The 20276-nt window shown below is 48.0% G+C and carries 1 protein-coding gene (only partly in view); it reads left to right on the top strand.

The whole window is internal to a non-ribosomal peptide synthase/polyketide synthase gene (locus tag OL444_RS21985) on the top strand: the coding sequence, 105360 nt in all, runs 61287 nt past the left edge and 23797 nt past the right edge, and what appears here is coding positions 61288–81563 — codons 20430 (complete) to 27188 (partial); the first complete codon in view begins at nt 1. Both codon boundaries (start and stop) fall beyond the window edges.

The raw sequence follows: 20276 nt of genomic DNA, 5'->3' as shown, positions 1-20276 counted from the left end.
TATACGCAGGTGATTGAAGGAGCTATACCACAGGAAGTGAAACTGGATACGGAACAGGGTATATTATCAGGAGCAGTGGGATCATTACCGGTACAGTCCTGGTTCTTTACACAGGTGGCAGCTGGTTTATTAGCTGATATCCATCACTGGAATCAATCATTCCTGATCAATGTACCGGAACTGGATAAAGCACTGCTGGAACAGGCGGTCGTTAAACTATTAAATCACCATGATGCTTTCAGACTACGTTACAGGCCGGATGGTACACAGTACTATGGCGATGCTGTAACTGCAGCAGGGCTTCGGTACATAGACATCCGTACCCTGAATAATGAAACGGAATTAACAACTATATTGACGCAGTGGCAAAGTGACTTTAATATCTATGGTGATAAGCTCTTGCAGATCGGTTACCTGGATGGATATGCAGATGGTCGTGCCCGGATTTATATAGCGGCGCATCACCTGTTGATAGATACGGTAAGCTGGCGTATACTGACAGAAGACCTGGAAAGGATTTATCATTACCTGTCAAATGTTACCGATCGGTCTACGCCTGGTAATATTTCCGCTGCAGCCATTTTAGGAGAGAAAGGTAGCAGCTATCGTCAGTGGGCTGCGTTGGTAGCTGCTTACGATTCCTTGCCGGGCTATCATGCGTCAGAATATAACTACTGGTTAGGTATACAAGCGGGGGTAGCTGCCAGCAATACCGCATTGCAGGCGTTGTCTGGTACTACAGCAGGTACTGCAGCGTTGTCGTTGAATACGCATCATACCGGTTTGTTGTTACGGCATACCAGTCATGTGTACAATACCCGGATCAACGATATTTTATTAAGTGCCTTAGGCGTTGCATTATCGCAGTTGACAGGCCTTGACCGGCACCATGTATTGCTGGAAGGCCACGGTAGGGAAGAGCTGTCCGCTACGATGGATATTACCCGTACTGCCGGTTGGTTTACAACGATGTATCCGATTGAAATTGTGACCACAGGGACTGACTATGGTACACATCTCATGGCTGCAAAGGAAATGTTGCGCGGTATCCCGGCCAACGGTATCGGCTATGGGGCGTTACTGGGCTATCAGCCGGATGCGTTGCCGGGTATCAGTTTCAACTACCTGGGACAATTTGATAATCAGGAATCAGTCAGCAATGAGAATTGGCATATCAGCGGGGAGTATAGTGGTGTGCCGGTAGGCAGTACAAATGAAGAACATCATATCCTCAATTTGAATGGCCTGGTGATAAACGGACAACTACAGTTTAGTATCAGCGGACGTATGTCAGCAGAGGTCCTGGACACATTTTCGGCCAGCTACCAGCGGATACTGGAAGAAATGATTGTACTGTTGTCTGGCGCTACCCGTAGCTACTTAACGGGAAGTGACATTGATCACATCATCTCTGCAGGATATCTATCGCGTTTGCAGGCGGTCAAAGAAATCAGCCATGTTTACCTGGCGAATAGTTTGCAGGAAGGATTTATCTACCATGCATTGAGCCAGGGAGAAGTAGATGATGCTTACCGGGTACAGATTTCATGGGATTATAATGAGAAAATGGAAGTGTCGCTGCTGCAACAGGCATGGAGCTATGCGCAGCAACGTTATCCGGTGTTGCGGTTACGTTTTGGATGGGAAGAAGCATTAATCCAGATCATAGATAAAACCAGCCATTTGGATTGGAGATATTCTGATGTAAGCGACAGAGAGGAAACCGCACAGGAAGATTATCTGAAAAAATTGTCGGCGGCAGATCGTACAGAACCCTTCGATCTTACTGCCGGTAGCCTGTTACGGTTATACATCATAAAACGCAATGCCAATAGCTATACCTGTATCTTTAGCAATCACCATGCTATCCTGGATGGATGGAGCTTACCGCTGTTACTGAATACCGTACATGCTGCCTATGGCCAACTGCTGAAAGGTGAACCGGTAACCATACAGGAAGATAATAGTTATAACCTGGCACAGGAATACTTGCAGGTACACCGCGGCGATAATATGGCTTACTGGCAGTCTTATATAGGTCAGTTAACAGATCAGGAAGATCTGAGCAGCCTGCTGCGTCCGGAACAGCGCCATGTTAATATAGGGTCTTACCGGCATATACTGCAAACAAGGGAGCAGTCTTTGCCTATTAATAATGAGCAGTATACCACGCTGAAAAGCTTATGTGCAGCCCATGGCGTTACATTGAATGCAGTGCTGCAATATGGCTGGCATAAACAATTGAGTCTATATGGCAACAGTACTACAACAGTAGTAGGTATGACGGTATCCGGCCGTAATTTGCCCATAGATGATATTGAACAATCAGTAGGCTTATATATCAACACACTGCCTGTTATCCTGGAACATAAGGAGATGAGCCTGATGGCAGCTATTAAAGGATTACAAGCTGATATCAATGAGGTGAACAGCCGTAGTGATGTGAGTTTGAGTAAGCTGCAAAGCGGTGGAGAACGCATGTTTAACAGCCTGTTTGTATTCGAAAACTACCCGGTTGCGACGGGTAGCGGAGAAGGCTTGCGTATGCAGTTCCGTAGCAGTATCGAGAAGCTGGATTATCCGTTGGGCATAGTGGTCATGGAACGAGGTAATACGATTGATATTGAATTAAAGTATGCCGGAGAGCTTTTCAGTGAAGCCATAGTAACGCAAATGTTATCAGGTCTGGAACAGATCGTGTTACAACTGATAGCACAACCGGATATGACGACAGCAGGATTATCTTATCTGAATACATCACAATACCAGGCAATTGTTTATGACTGGAATGATACGGCTAAAATATACGCTGCGGATAAAACACTGCATCAGTTATTTGAAGAACAGGTAGTGAAAACGCCGCATCAGATAGCCGTTGTGCATGAACATACGCAGCTGACTTATGCGGAGTTGAATACCCGCGCCAACCAACTGGCAGCCTGCCTGCGGGAAAGCTATGATATTCAGCCGGACGAGCTGGTGGCGATTTGCCTGGATCGTTCAGCGGATATGCTGATTGCCATTTTGGGTGTATTAAAAGCCGGCGGCGCTTATGTGCCGGTAGATACCGCCTATCCGGATGACCGTATTAACTATATCCTGTCCGATACGCATGCGAAAGTCGTATTGACAGACAGCGGGCATGTGGAACAGCTGACATTCCTGACTGCCGGTACTTCCATTGCCACACTTTGTGTAGACAATGATGCCTGCGCGGATTATGCCGGTTCAGACCTGGTACATCGCGGAGGAGTTAATCAGCTGGCCTATGTTATCTATACGAGCGGTACCACCGGGCTGCCTAAAGGGGTGATGGTGGAACATGCAGGTGTGGTGAATACATTGGCGGCTATCCGTATAGCCTATGGCGATAGTACGTCCGCGAAGATCGCAGCCTATACATCGTATGTATTTGATGTATCCGTTTCAGAAATATTCAGTGCCTTGCTGTATGGCAATGAGCTGCATCTCTTAAGTGAGGATATCCGTCGGGATGCTGCGGGCATCAGTACTTATCTGTTGTCTAATGATATCGCCTATGTGTATCTGCCACCGGTGATGCTGTCTGTATTACCACGGGTGGCATATCCTGCCTTGCAGGCAATCATCTATGCGGGCGAGCCATGTGACCGGGAAACGGGTCAGTACTGGTCATCTTACACGCGGTTATATAACTATTATGGCCCAACGGAAGCGAGTATTTATGCTACCGGTAAGCAGATTGAAAATGGCGACACCCATCTGATTGGTCGTCCGGTAGCCAATACCACGGCGTATGTCCTGGATGGGCAGCTGCAACCCTTACCAGTAGGCGCAGCAGGAGAGTTGTACCTGGGCGGTGCAGGCATTGCCCGTGGTTATCTGAACCAGGCCACGCTGACGGCTGAACGATTTATCGTAAATCCATTCCGGACAGCTACAGAAATAGCCGATAACCGGAATGGGAGATTGTATAAGACGGGGGACCTGGTACGTTACCAGGCAGATGGTAATATTGAATACCTGGGTCGTAACGACTTCCAGGTGAAGATCCGTGGCTACCGTATAGAAACGGGAGAGATAGAGAACCGGCTGCTGTCGTATGAAGGTATCGGGCAGGCAGTAGTGCTGGCTAAGGAGGCCGCTTTGGGTCAGGGTAAATACCTGGTGGGTTATTATGTAGCAGCGGAAGCCGTGCCGCAGGAAACGCTGTTAAGCTACCTGGGTGCTTATCTGCCTGATTACATGGTGCCCACGGTATTGGTACACCTGGAAAAATTACCATTGACGATAAATGGTAAGTTGGATCGGGGAGCGTTGCCAGATCCTGCATTTACAGATACGGCTCGTTATGAAGCGCCGCAAAATGCCACGGAAACAACGTTGTGTGCAGTCTTTGGCGCCGCACTGGGCTTGTCTGCTGAAACAATCAGTGTAACGGATGACTTCTTCCGGCTGGGTGGTAACAGTATCGTGGCTATCCGCCTGATCAACCAGTTGAATAAGGCATTAAATATGCACGTGAATGTATCGGTGCTATTTACCTATCGTACCATCCGGAAGCTGGCGGCGTGGTTGTTATCCGGGGCCGATCATCAGGTACATATCACCAGCGTACCGGTATCCCATCCGCAGGAGCAGCTGTTATCCTTTGCACAGGAACGCTTATGGTTTATTGAGAATTATGAAGGTGGCAGCCATGCCTATAACATTACGCTTGCGCTTCAACTGCAGGCAGGTATAGTTATTCCATACCTGGTACAGGCCTTACGTGATATTGTACACCGGCATGAAATATTGAGAAGTATGATTGTTACCAGTGAATCCGGTAGCAGTTATCAGCAGGTAATGGATGACAGGGTATATCCTTTAGTGATAGCGAGGAAAGACTTGTATAGCGCCCAGGAACTGGAATCTGCATTGGCAACAGCAGCAGGTCATGTCTTTAAGCTGGCGGAGGAATATCCGGTACAGATAGGTCTTTATACCTTACACACTGACGGCGCATCAGCTACGCATTACCTGAGTATCGTATTACATCATATTGCTTTTGATGGCTGGTCAACCGATATTCTGCTGCGAGAGTTAAACAACAACTATGCTTACCATGCCGCACTGGCCGCCGGAGAAAAGGTAGATGGCTATGTCTTACCATCGTTATCATTACAGTACAAAGACTTTGCACTTTGGCAGCGTGGTTATCTGAGCGGTATTGTACTGGAACGGCAGTTGTCTTATTGGAAAGGTCGGCTGGCTGGTTACGAAACGTTGTATCTGCCAACAGATCTGCCAAGACCTGCTCAGATTAGTTATGAAGGCGGAGATATTTCATTTGTACTAGATAAGACTATCAGCGACGACTTACGGGCGGTATCGCGGGAGCTGGAAGTAAGTATGTACAGTCTGTTGCTGAGTGGTTATTATCTGTTGCTGAGTAGCTACAGTCATCAGCAAAATATTGTGGTGGGAAGTCCGGTATCTAACCGTCATTACGGAGAGATAGCAGACCTGATCGGCTTCTTTGTGAATACGCTGGCCTTGCGGGAAGAGATAGACGGGGAGCAGCGGCTGGCAGACTTTATCAGACAGGTTGGTACGTCGGTGATTGCAGCGCAGCTACACCAGGATCTGCCGTTTGAGAAACTGGTAGATGAACTGGATGTGGAACCGGATACTTCCCGTCATCCTGTATTCCAGGTGTTATTCAGTGTGCAGGATTTTGGAGGAGAGATGATATCGGGTAATCAGTTGTTTACTCAGTACGTAGGTGAGGGTGCCAGTCCTGTTGCCAAGTATGATCTGACCACCATCTTGAATGATAGCGGCGAAGAAATTTATGGCGTGTTCAACTATGCGACGCGGCTTTTTGCCCCTGCCACCATGCAGGCCTATATTGAAACATATAAAGAAATACTGACGCAGCTGGCTGCATTGAAAACAGCCGGTCAACGTGATGTTCGGGTGAAATCACTCCGTTATGTAGCAGCTGCACCGTATGAAAATAGTATCTATAACTGGAACGATACCACGAAACCATACCCTGCAGACAAAGCACTGCATACATTGTTTGAAGCCTATGCGGCCACCACACCGGATCAGGTGGCGGTGGTGTATGGAGCCGTGCAGCTGACTTACGGCGAACTGAATGCCCGTGCGAACCAACTGGCAGGGTACCTGCGGGAAACCTATGCTATTCAGCCGGATGACCTGGTAGGTCTTTACCTGGATCGTTCGGAGCATATGCTGATCGCTATCCTGGGTATCTTAAAAGCGGGTGGTGCATATGTGCCGATAGATACCGCTTATCCGGAAGACCGTATCCGTTATATCTTGTCTGACACGCGCGCCAGTGTCGTATTGACGAATGAGGTATATACCGATAAGTTAAAATCCATTATATCCCATACAGATAATGCTATTGTATGTATAGATAATACGGCTTTTGCCACCACCCTGGATACTTATGCGGTTACTGATGTAGCAGCTGTTGCAGGCGGTAATAACCTGGCCTATGTGATGTACACGAGTGGTACTACGGGTATGCCTAAAGGGGTGATGGTAGAACAGCATAGTGTGAGCCGGTTGGTGAAAAATGTGGATTATGTATCTTTTGATGCTGCCGATAACGTGTTGGGTATTGCCAACTATGCCTTTGACGGATCGGTGTTTGATATTTTCGGCGCCTTGCTGAATGGCGCCACGCTGATCGTAGCAGATAAAGATATATTCCTGGATCTGCAGCAATTGGAACGTGTGATGGTCACTCATCAGATCACAATCTGCTTTATTACGACGTCATTATTCCATACACTGGTAGATGAGGAGTTGTCTTGCCTGCCTGCGCTGAAATATATTGTAGCAGGTGGTGAGCAGCTGTCTTATACGCATGTACAACGGTTACTGGCCCGGAATGGCCGGGTGCAGCTGGTAAACGGTTACGGCCCTACGGAGAGCACGACCTTTGCTACTGCTTATCTGTGTAATGATGATGCGGCTATCAGATCGGGTATTATTCCGATTGGTCGTCCGATAGCCAATACAACGGTCTACATCCTGGATCGTTATCAGCATCCTGTTCCGATGGGTGCAGTGGGCGAGTTATACATTGGTGGTGCGGGTGTGGCCCGTGGTTACCTGAATCAGGCTACGCTGACGGCTGAACGATTTATTGAGAATCCTTTCCGGACAGCAGCAGAACAGGCAGCCGGTATCAACGCACGGCTCTATAAAACCGGTGACCTGGTGCGTTATCTGGCCGATGGTAATATCGAATACCAGGGGCGTAACGACTTCCAGGTGAAGCTGCGGGGTTATCGAATTGAGCTGGGCGAAATTGAAAGCCGGTTGGCTACCTATGCAGGTATTAAGCAAGCCGTGGTACTGGTGAAAGAAGCTTCCTCCGGAGATCGCCGGTATCTGACAGGCTATTATGTAGCGGATACTGTACAGAATGAACAATTGTTGCTGGATTACCTGCGGGCCGCGATGCCTGATTATATGGTGCCGGAAGTACTGATACACCTGGATCACCTGCCACTGACGCTCAATGGTAAGCTGGACCGCCGGGCACTGCCTGATCCGCAGTTCACGGATACCGCTGGTTATCAGGCGCCTGAGAATAGTACGGAAGCAATCATGTGTGACATCTTCGGTCAGATCCTGGGTATAGATGGTGGCAAGATTGGTATTCATGATGACTTCTTCCGGTTGGGAGGCGATAGTATTATCAGTATCCAGCTGGTGAGCCGTTTAAGGCAGCAGGCGGGTATCCGGGTGAGTGTGAAAGATATTTTCCGTCACCGGACGATTGCGGCACTTTATACGCAGGTGATTGAAGGGGCTATAGCGCAGCACGTGCAGCTGGAAACAGAACAAGGTGTCTTATCTGCAGCAGCAGGCTTGTTGCCGGTTCAGTCCTGGTTCTTTGCCCAGGTGGAGCAAGATTTACTGGCTGATTACCATCATTGGAACCAGTCATTCCTGATTAATGTACCTGAATTGGATAAAACATTGCTGGAGCATACGGTGGTGAAACTGCTGAATCACCATGATGCATTGCGGTTACGCTATACACGTGAAGGGGTGCAGTATTATGGGGATGCTGTAACGGCAGCAAACCTTCGTTATCTGGATATCCGTACCCTCCCTGGAGAAGAAGCATTAGCAACCATATTAACACAGTGGCAAAGCGACTTTGATATTTACGGAGATAAGCTGTTGCAGATTGGTTATCTGGAAGGATATGCGGATGGTCGTGCGCGGATTTATATGGCCGTTCATCACCTGCTGATAGATACGGTGAGCTGGCGTGTACTGACAGAAGACCTGGAAAAGATCTATCATTATTTGTCAAATCTGGCAGACAAGTCTACGCTGCCAGCTATCTCTGCTACGGCTGTTTTAGGAGAGAAAGGCAGTAGTTATCGCCAATGGGCTGCGTTAATAGCTGCTTATAAATCCTCACCAAACTATAACGCATCAGAATACGATTACTGGTTGGGTATTCAAGCCGGTATCGCAGCCGGCAATACGGCCTTACAGGCACTGTCTGTTGAGACAGCCGGTACGGCATCGTTGTCGTTGGATACGCATCATACAGATTTATTGTTACGGCATACCAGCCACGTTTACAATACCCGTATCAACGATATTTTATTAAGTGCTTTAGGTGTTGCTTTATCACAGGTGACGGGTCTTGACCGGCACCATGTATTGCTGGAAGGACACGGTAGAGAAGAGTTGTCAGCTACCATCGATATTACCCATACGGCCGGTTGGTTTACGACAATGTATCCGATAGAAATTGTGACTGCAGGTAAAGATTATGGTGCGCATCTGATTGCTGCCAAAGAAATGTTGCGTGGCATTCCTGCTAACGGTATCGGCTATGGGGCATTACTGGGGTACCAGCCGGAGGCCTTGCCAGTTATTAGTTTCAACTACCTGGGGCAATTTGATAAACAGGAAGCCGTGAATGATGATGAACATTGGCATATCAGCAGTGAGTACAGTGGGGCATCCATAGGAAGTGCCAATGACGAACATCATGTCCTCAATATCAATGGATTGATCATAGATGGACAATTGCGGTTTAGTATCAGTGGACGTATGTCAGCAGCGGTACTGGATGCATTTGCAACTAACTATCAGCAGATACTGGAAGAGATGATTTTACGGTTATCTGGCGCTAACCGTAGCTATTTAACAGTGAGTGATATTGATCATATCATCTCTCCGGATTACCTGTCACGTTTACAGTCAGCAAAAGAAATCAGTCATGTTTACCTGGCGAATAGTTTGCAGGAAGGATTTATCTACCATGCATTGAGCCAGGGAGAAGTGGATGATGCTTACCGGGTACAGATTTCGTGGGAGTATAATCAGCGAGTGGATGTATCGCTGTTGCAAGAGGCCTGGCGTTATGCGCAGCAACGTTATCCGGTATTGCGGTTACGTTTCGGATGGGAGGAAGCATTAGTTCAGATCATCGATAAAAGCGGTCATTTAGACTGGCGTTATACCGATATCAGTGAGCAGGAAATAACAGCACAACAGGCATATCTGGAGGAGCTGTCCCGCACCGATCGTACAGTAACATTTGATCTGGCTGCAGGTAACCTCTTACGGATATATCTCGTGAAACTGGGTGCTGATAGCTATGCCTGTATATTTAGTAATCACCATGCCATCCTGGATGGCTGGAGCATGCCATTGTTGCTGAATGAGGTACATGCTGTTTATTTACAGCTCCTGAAAGGAGAACCGGTAACCATACAGGAAGATGGCAGCTATATGCTGACGCAGCGTTATTTGCAAACACATAGAGGAGATAATATTGCTTACTGGCAGGCTTATTTAGGTCAGTTGACCGACCGGGAGGATCTCAGTGGGCTGTTGCGTCCGGAACAACGGCATATCAATTTGTCCGCTTACCGGCATATCCTGCAACCATTGGAAAAAACAATACAGATCAGTGGTGTGCAATATGAAGCGCTGAAAGCATTGTGTGCTGCCAATGGCTTTACCTTAAATGCAGTGTTGCAATACTGCTGGCATAAACAATTGAGTTTGTACGGTAACAGCGATACGACGATTGTGGGTATGACCCTGTCTGGCCGTAATCTCCCGATAGATGATATAGAACAATCAGTTGGCTTATACATCAATACTTTACCTGTTATCCTGCAGCATACAGATAGCAGCCTCATTGCAACTATTCAGGCATTGCAGTCTGATATCAATGAGGTAAACAGCCGCAGTGACGTAAGCCTGAGCAAGTTGCAGCAGGGGGGAGAACGTTTGTTCAATAGCCTGTTTGTATATGAAAACTATCCTATCGCGGAAGGAGAAGGCGGAGAAGATGCCTTGTCAGTTCAATTCAGCGGTAGTATAGAAAAACTGGATTATCCGCTGGGTATATCTGCCGCAGAGCAGGGAGCTGTTATTAGTGTTACATTGAAATATGCCGGAGAGTTATTCGATGAAACAACCGCTGGGCAGCTGCTGGAGGGAATGGCAGGAATAGTCACACAGCTGACTGCTGATACCACTATTGCCACCAATAACCTTTCTTATTTGTCTGCAGCACAATACCAGGAAGTTGTCTACGATTGGAATAATACTGCGGTAGTAGATGTGACAGATAAAACACTGCATCAGTTGTTCGAAGAACAGGTAGCGAAAACGCCGCATCAGGTAGCCGTAGTGCATGAACAGACGCAGCTGACTTATGCGGAACTGAATACACGCGCTAACCAACTGGCAGCCTGTCTGCGGGGAACTTATGATATTCAGCCGGATGAGCTGGTAGCGGTTTGCCTGGATCGTTCAGCGGAGATGCTGATTGCTATTTTGGGTGTATTGAAAGCCGGTGGCGCTTATGTGCCGGTAGATACCGCCTATCCGGATGACCGTATCAACTATATGCTGTCCGATACGCATGTCAAAGTTGTATTGACAGACAGCCGGCATGTGGAACAGCTGACAGTCCTGACTGTCGGTACTTCCATCGCCACACTTTGTGTCGATAATGATGCCTGCGCAGGGTATGCCGGTGCAGACCTGGTACATCGCGGAGGAGCGAATCACCTGGCCTATGTTATCTATACCAGCGGTACCACTGGTCTGCCCAAAGGGGTGATGGTGGAACATGCAGGTGTGGTCAATACATTGACAGCTATCCGCGGAGCCTATGGTGATAGTACGTCCGCGAAGATCGCGGCCTATACATCGTATGTATTTGATGTATCCGTTTCAGAAATATTCAGTGCCTTGCTGTATGGCAATGAGCTGCATATCTTAAGCGAAGATATCCGTCGGGATGCTGATAGCATCAGCACCTATCTGTTGTCTAACGCTATCGCCTATGTGTATTTGCCACCGGTGATGCTGTCTGTATTGCCACGGGTGGCGTATCCTGCCTTACAGGCAATTATTTATGCGGGCGAGCCATGTGATAGGGAAACAGGTCAATACTGGTCATCTTACACGCGGTTATATAACTATTACGGACCAACGGAGGCTAGTATTTATGCTACCGGTAAGCAGATTGAAAATGGCGATACCCATCTGATTGGTCGTCCGGTAGCCAATACCACGGCGTATGTCCTGGATCGGCAGCTGCAACCGGTACCGGTAGGCGCAGCAGGTGAACTGTACCTGGGTGGTGCAGGCATTGCCCGTGGTTATCTGAATCAGGACACGTTGACGGCTACACGATTTATCGTGAATCCATTCCGGACAGCTGCAGAAACAGCCGATAACCGGAATGCCCGATTGTATAAAACGGGAGACCTCGTACGGTACATGGCAGATGGTAATATTGAATACCTGGGTCGTAACGACTTCCAGGTGAAGATCCGTGGCTACCGTATAGAAACGGGAGAGATAGAGAACCGGCTGCTGTCGTATGAAGGTATCGGGCAGGCAGTAGTGTTGGCTAAGGACGCCGCTTTGGGTCAAGGTAAATACCTGGTCGGTTATTATGTAGCAGCGGAAGCCGTATCGCAGGAAACGCTGTTAAGCTACCTGGGTGCTTATTTACCTGATTACATGGTGCCTACGGTATTGGTGCACCTGGAAAAATTACCATTGACAATTAATGGTAAACTAGATCGCAAAGCATTACCTGATCCGCAATTTACAGATACCGACAATTACCAGGCGCCTGAGAATAATACGGAAGCGATGATGTGTGACATCTTCGGTCAGATCCTGGGTATAGATGGTGGTAAGGTTGGTATTCATGATGATTTCTTCCGGTTGGGGGGAGATAGTATTATCAGCATCCAGCTGGTGAGCCGGTTAAGGCAACAGGCAGGCATTCAGGTGAGTGTGAAAGATATTTTCCGTTACCGGACCATTTCGGCTTTATATAGTAATGTGATTGCCGGTGCTGACCAGCAAAAGATACAACTGGTAACAGAGCAGGGGCTCTTGTCGGGAGCAGCAGGCTTGTTACCGGTACAGTCCTGGTTCTTCGCGCAAACCACAGCTGGTTTGGTGGTTGATTACCATCACTGGAACCAGTCATTCCTGATCAATGTACCTGTATTGGATAAAGCACTGCTGGAACATGCCGTGATGAAACTGCTGCATTACCATGATGCATTGCGGTTACGCTATACGCGTGAAGGGGCGCAGTATTATGGGGATGCTGTAACGGTGGCAGACCTTCGTTATCTGAATATCCAGACCCTGAATAATGAACAGGAATTAGTCACCATATTGACACAGTGGCAAAGTGACTTTGATATTTATGGTGATAAGCTGTTGCAGATCGGTTACCTGGAAGGATATACAGATGGTCGTGCCCGGATTTATATAGCAGCCCATCACCTGTTGATAGATACGGTGAGCTGGCGTATACTGACGGAAGATCTGGAAAGGATTTATCATTATCTGTCAAATGTTACAGATCGGTCTACCCTTGGGAATATTTCCGCTGCAAATATTTTAGGAGAGAAAGGCAGCAGCTACCGCCAATGGGCAGCATTGGTAGCTACTTACAATTCGTTACCTGTTTATCATGCATCAGAATACGATTACTGGTTAGGTATACAGGCCGGTGTAGCTGTCAGCAATGACGCTTTGCAGGCATTGTCAGTTACAACATCCGGTAATGCGGCGTTATTGTTGGATACGCATCATACCGATTTGTTGTTGCGGCATACCAGCCACGTATATAATACCCGTATCAACGATATTTTATTAAGTGCTTTAGGTATTGCCTTATCACAGGTAACGGGTCTTGACCGGCATCATGTATTACTGGAAGGCCACGGTAGGGAAGAGTTATCGGCTACGATGGATATTACCCGTACTGTTGGTTGGTTTACGACGATGTATCCGATAGAGATTATGACGAGAGGAACTGACTATGGTGAGCATCTCGTGGCTGCAAAAGAAATGTTACGTGGCATTCCGACCAACGGTATCGGCTATGGAGCATTACTGGGTTATCAACCAGATGCGCTACCTGGTATCAGCTTCAACTACCTGGGACAGCTTGACCAACAAGAGTCGGTGAGCAATGACAACTGGCAGATCAGTGGTGAGCATAGTGGTGTGCCGGTAGGTAACACAAATGAAGAGAATCGCATCCTCAATATTAATGGCCTGGTAATAAACGGACAATTGCAGTTTAGTATCAGTGGCCGTATGTCAGAAGCGGTACTGGATGCATTTGCAGCTAACTATCAGCAAGTACTGGAGGAGATGATTATACTGTTGTCTGGCGCTACCCGTAGTTATTTAACGGTGAGTGACATTGATCATATCATCTCTTCGGATTACCTGTCTCGCTTACAATCAGCAAAAGAAATCAGTCATGTTTACCTGGCGAATAGTTTGCAGGAAGGATTTATTTATCATGCATTGAGTCAGGGAGAAGTGGATGATGCTTACCGGGTACAGATTTCGTGGGATTATAATCAGGCGGTGGATGTATCGCTGCTGCAACAGGCCTGGAGCTATGCGCAGCAACGTTATCCGGTATTGCGGTTACGTTTCGGATGGAACGAAGCATTAATACAGATCATCGATAAAACGGGTGATTTAGACTGGCGCTATACCGATATCAGTGATCAGGAAATAACAGCACAGCAGGTATACCTGCAGGAGCTATCTGCTGCAGATCGCGCAGAGGCATTTGATCTGACTAAAGGCAACCTGTTACGGATATACGTTCTTAAACTGAGTGCCGATGGTTATACCAGTATCTTTAGCAATCACCATGCTATCCTGGATGGTTGGAGTACTCCATTGCTGCTGAATTATGTGCATGATATTTATTTGCAACTGCGGAAAGGCGAACCGATATCGATACAGGAAGATGATAGTTACGTATTGTCTCAGCAACACCTGCAATCACATCGGGAAGATAATGTCGCCTACTGGCAGTCTTATGTAAGCCGGTTAACTGAGCGGGAAGAGTTGAGTGGATTACTGCGTCAGGAGCAACGGCATATCGACTTGCCGGCTTACCGGCATATCCTGCAACCATTGGAAAAAACAATACAGATCAGTGGTGTACAATATGACGTGCTGAAAGCATTATGTGCTGCCAATGGCTTTACATTGAATGCAGTATTGCAATACTGCTGGCACAAACAGTTGAGCCTTTATGGTAACAACAGTACAACAGTAGTCGGTATGACTGTATCCGGCCGCAATTTGCCGATAGATGATATAGAACAATCCGTTGGTTTATACATCAATACCCTGCCTGTTATCCTGGAACATCAGGATATAAGCGTGATCTCGGCTATTAAGGCATTACAATCGGATATCAATGAGGTAAACAGCCGCAGTGATGTAAGCCTGAGTAAATTACAGCAGGGAGGAGAACGGTTATTTAACAGCCTGTTTATATATGAAAATTACCCTATTGCTGCAGGCGAGGGCGAAGATGAGGACTTGTCAGTTCAGTTCCGGGGCAGTATAGAAAAGCTCGACTATCCGCTGGGTGTACTAGCCACGGAGCAAGGTGGGGTCATTAGTATCGGATTAAAGTATGCAGGAGAACTTTTCAGCGAAACAACAGTTACACAGTTGCTGAACGGCATGGCAGGTATAATAGTACAACTGACTGCTGATACCGCTGTTACTACCCATGCCCTTTCTCATTTGTCTGCAGCACAATACCAGGCAATTGTTTATGACTGGAATGATACGGCTAAAATATACGCTGCGGATAAAACACTGCATCAGTTGTTTGAAGAACAGGTAGCGAAAACGCCGCATCAGCTAGCCGTTGTGCATGAACATACGCAGCTGACTTATGCGGAGTTGAATACCCGCGCCAACCAACTGGCAGCCTGCCTGCGGGAAAGCTATGATATTCAGCCGGACGAGCTGGTGGCGATTTGCCTGGATCGTTCAGCGGATATGCTGATTGCCATTTTGGGTGTATTAAAAGCCGGCGGCGCTTATGTGCCGGTAGATACCGCCTATCCGGATGACCGTATCAACTATATCCTGTCCGATACGCATGCCAAAGTAGTATTGACCGACAGCCGGCATGTGGAACAGCTGACATTCCTGACTGCCGGTACTTCCATTGCAACACTTTGTGTAGACAATGATGCCTGCGCAGGTTATGCCGGTACAGACCTGGTACATCGCGGAGGAGTTCATCAGTTGGCCTATGTTATCTATACCAGCGGTACCACCGGGCTGCCCAAAGGGGTGATGGTGGAACATGCAAGTGTGGTGAATACATTGGCCGCCATCCGGGGAGCCTATGGCGATAGTACGTCTGCGAAGATCGCGGCCTATACATCATATGTATTTGATGTATCCGTTTCAGAAATATTCAGTGCCTTGCTGTATGGCAATGAGCTGCACGTCTTAAGTGAAGATATCCGTCGGGATGCTGCAGGCATTAGCACCTATCTGTTGTCTAACGCTATCGCCTATGTGTATCTGCCACCGGTGATGCTGTCTGTATTGCCGCGGGTGGCATATCCTGCCTTGCAGGCAATTATCTATGCGGGTGAGCCGTGTGACCGGGAAACGGGTCAATACTGGTCGTCTTACACGCGCTTATATAACTATTACGGACCAACGGAAGCTAGTATTTATGCTACCGGTAAGCAGATTGAAAACGGCGATACCCATCTGATTGGTCGTCCGGTAGCCAATACCACGGCGTATGTCCTGGATCGGCAGCTGCAACCGGTACCGGTAGGCGCAGCAGGGGAACTGTACCTGGGTGGTGCAGGCATTGCCCGTGGTTATCTGAACCAGGCCACGCTGACGGCTGAACGATTTATCGTAAATCCATTCCGGACAGCTACAGAAATAGCCGATAACCGGAATGCGAGATTGTATAAGACGGGAGACCTGGTACGTTACCAGGCAGATGGTAATATTGAATACCTGGGTCGTAACGACTTCCAGGTGAAGATCCGTGGCTACCGTATAGAAACGGGAGAGATAGAGAACCGGCTGCTGTCGTATGAAGGTATCGGGCAGGCAGTAGTGCTGGCTAAGGAGGCCGCTTTGGGTGAGGGTAAATACCTGGTGGGTTATTATGTAGCAGCGGAAGCCGTGCCGCAGGAAACGCTGTTAAGCTACCTGGGTGCTTATCTGCCTGATTATATGGTGCCTACGGTATTGGTACACCTGGAAAAATTACCATTGACGATAAATGGTAAGTTGGATCGGGGAGCGTTGCCAGATCCTGCATTTACAGATACGGCTCGTTATGAAGCGCCGCAAAATGCAACAGAAAGAACGTTGTGTGCCCTCTTTGGCGCTGCACTGGGCTTGTCTGCTGAAACAATCAGTGTAACGGATGACTTCTTCCGGCTGGGAGGTAATAGTATCGTGGCTATCCGCCTGATCAACCAGTTGAATAAGGCATTAAATATGCACGTGAATGTATCGGTACTATTTACCTATCGTACCATCCGGAAGCTGGCGGCGTGGTTGCTATCCGGGGCCGATCATCAGGTACATATCACCAGCGTACCGGTAACCCGTCCGCAGGAGCAGCTGTTATCCTTTGCACAGGAACGCTTATGGTTTATCGAGAATTATGAAGGTGGCAGCCATGCCTATAACATTACGCTTGCCCTTCAACTGCAGGCAGGTATAGTTGTTCCGTACCTGGTACAGGCCTTACGTGATATTGTACACCGGCATGAAATATTGAGAAGTGTGATTGTTACCAGTGAATCCGGTAGCAGTTATCAGCAGGTAATGGATGACAGGGTATATCCTTTAGCGATAGCGACGAAAGACTTGTACAGCGCCCAGGAACTGGAATCTGCATTGGCAACAGCAGCAGGTCGTGTCTTTAAGCTGGCGGAGGAATATCCGGTACAGATAGGTCTTTATACCTTACACACTGACGGCGCACCAGCTACGCATTACCTGAGTATCGTATTACATCATATTGCTTTTGATGGCTGGTCAACCGATATTCTGCTGCGAGAGTTAAACAACAACTATGCTTACCATGCCGCACTGGCCGCCGGAGAAAAGGTGGATGGCTATGTCTTGCCATCGTTATCATTACAGTACAAAGACTTTGCACTTTGGCAGCGTCGTTATCTGAGCGGTATTGTACTGGAACGGCAGTTGTCTTATTGGAAAGGTCGGCTGGCTGGTTACGAAACGTTGTATCTGCCAACAGATCTGCCAAGACCTGCTCAGATTAGTTATGAAGGCGGAGATATTTCATTTGTACTAGATAAGACTATCAGCGACGACTTACGGACGGTATCGCGGGAGCTGGAAGTAAGTATGTACAGTCTGTTGCTGAGTGGTTATTATCTGTTGCTGAGTAGCTACAGTCATCAGCAAAATATTGTGGTGGGAAGTCCGGTATCTAACCGTCATTACGGGGAGATAGCAGACCTGATCGGCTTCTTTGTAAATACGCTGGCCTTGCGGGAAGAGATAGACGGTGAGCAGCGGCTGGCAGACTTTATCAGACAGGTAGGCACGTCGGTGATTGCAGCGCAGCTACACCAGGATCTGCCGTTTGAGAAACTGGTAGATGAACTGGATGTGGAGCCGGATACTTCCCGTCATCCTGTATTCCAGGTGTTATTCAGTGTGCAGGATTTTGGAGGAGAGATGATATCGGGTAATCAGTTGTTTACTCAGTACGTAGGTGAGGGTGCCAGTCCTGTTGCCAAGTATGATCTGACCACCATCTTGAATGATAGCGGCGAAGAAATTTATGGCGTGTTCAACTATGCGACGCGGCTTTTTGCCCCTGCCACCATGCAGGCCTATATTGAAACATATAAAGAAATACTGACGCAGCTGGCTGCATTGAAAACAGCCGGTCAACGTGATGTTCGGGTGAAATCACTCCGTTATGTAGCTGCTGCACCGTATGAAAATAGTATCTATAACTGGAACGATACCACGAAACCATACCCTGCAGACAAAGCACTGCATACATTGTTTGAAGCCTATGCGGCCACCACACCGGATCAGGTGGCGGTGGTGTATGGAGCCGTGCAGCTGACTTACGGCGAACTGAATGCCCGTGCGAACCAACTGGCAGGGTACCTGCGGGAAACCTATGCTATTCAGCCGGATGACCTGGTAGGTCTTTACCTGGATCGTTCGGAGCATATGCTGATCGCTATCCTGGGTATCTTAAAAGCGGGTGGTGCATATGTGCCGATAGATACCGCTTATCCGGAAGACCGCATTAGCTATATCTTGTCTGACACGCGTGCCAGTGTAGTATTGACGAATGAGGTATATACCGATAAGTTAAAATCCATTATATCCCATACAGATAATGCTATTGTATGTATAGATAATACGGCTTTTGCCACCACCCTGGATACTTATGCGGTTACTGATGTAGCAGCTGTTGCAGGCGGTAATAACCTGGCCTATGTGATGTACACGAGTGGTACTACGGGTATGCCTAAAGGGGTGATGGTAGAACAGCATAGTGTGAGCCGGTTGGTGAAAAATGTGGATTATGTATCTTTTGATGCTGCCGATAACGTGTTGGGTATTGCCAACTATGCCTTTGACGGATCGGTGTTTGATATTTTCGGCGCCTTGCTGAATGGCGCCACGCTGATCGTAGCAGATAAAGATATATTCCTGGATCTGCAGCAATTGGAACGTGTGATGGTCACTCATCAGATCACAATCTGCTTTATTACGACGTCATTATTCCATACACTGGTAGATGAGGAGTTGTCTTGCCTGCCTGCGCTGAAATATATTGTAGCAGGTGGTGAGCAGCTGTCTTATACGCATGTACAACGGTTACTGGCCCGGAATGGCCGGGTGCAGCTGGTAAACGGTTACGGTCCTACGGAGAGCACGACCTTTGCTACTGCTTATCTGTGTAATGATGATACGGCTATCAGATCGGGTATTATTCCGATCGGCCGTCCGATAGCCAATACAACGGTCTACATCCTGGATCGTTATCAGCATCCCGTGCCGATGGGTGCAGTAGGCGAGTTGTACATTGGTGGTGCGGGTGTGGCCCGTGGTTACCTGAATCAGGCTACGCTGACGGCTGAACGATTTATTGAGAATCCTTTCCGGACAGCAGCCGAACAGACCGCCGGCATCAACGCACGACTCTATAAAACCGGTGACCTGGTACGTTATCTGGCCGATGGTAATATCGAATACCAGGGTCGTAACGACTTCCAGGTGAAGCTGCGGGGTTATCGAATTGAGCTGGGCGAAATTGAAAGCCGGTTGGCTACCTATGCAGGTATTAAGCAAGCCGTGGTACTGGTGAAAGAGGCTTCCTCCGGAGATCGCCGGTATCTGACAGGTTATTATGTAGCGGATACTGTACAGAATGAACAATTGTTGCTGGATTACCTGCGGGCTGTGATGCCTGATTATATGGTGCCGGAAGTACTGATACACCTGGATCACCTGCCACTGACGCTCAATGGTAAGCTGGACCGCCGGGCACTGCCTGATCCGCAGTTCACGGATACCGCTGGTTACCAGGCGCCTGAGAATAGTATGGAAGCAATCATGTGTGACATCTTCGGTCAGATCCTGGGTATAGATGGTGGCAAGATTGGTATTCATGATGACTTCTTCCGGTTGGGAGGCGATAGTATTATCAGTATCCAGCTGGTAAGCCGTTTAAGGCAGCAGGCGGGTATCCGGGTGAGTGTGAAAGATATTTTCCGTCACCGGACGATTGCGGCACTTTATACACAGGTGATTGAAGGGGCTATAGCGCAGCACGTGCAGCTGGAAACAGAACAGGGTATTCTGTCTGAAGCAGCAGGCTTGTTGCCGGTTCAGTCCTGGTTCTTTGCCCAGGTGGAGCA

It is taken from the genome of Chitinophaga nivalis (genome assembly GCF_025989125.1).
GTDB lineage: Bacteria > Bacteroidota > Bacteroidia > Chitinophagales > Chitinophagaceae > Chitinophaga > Chitinophaga nivalis.
Note: the sequence above shows the minus strand (reverse complement) of the source record. Positions and strands in the feature narration are given on the sequence as shown.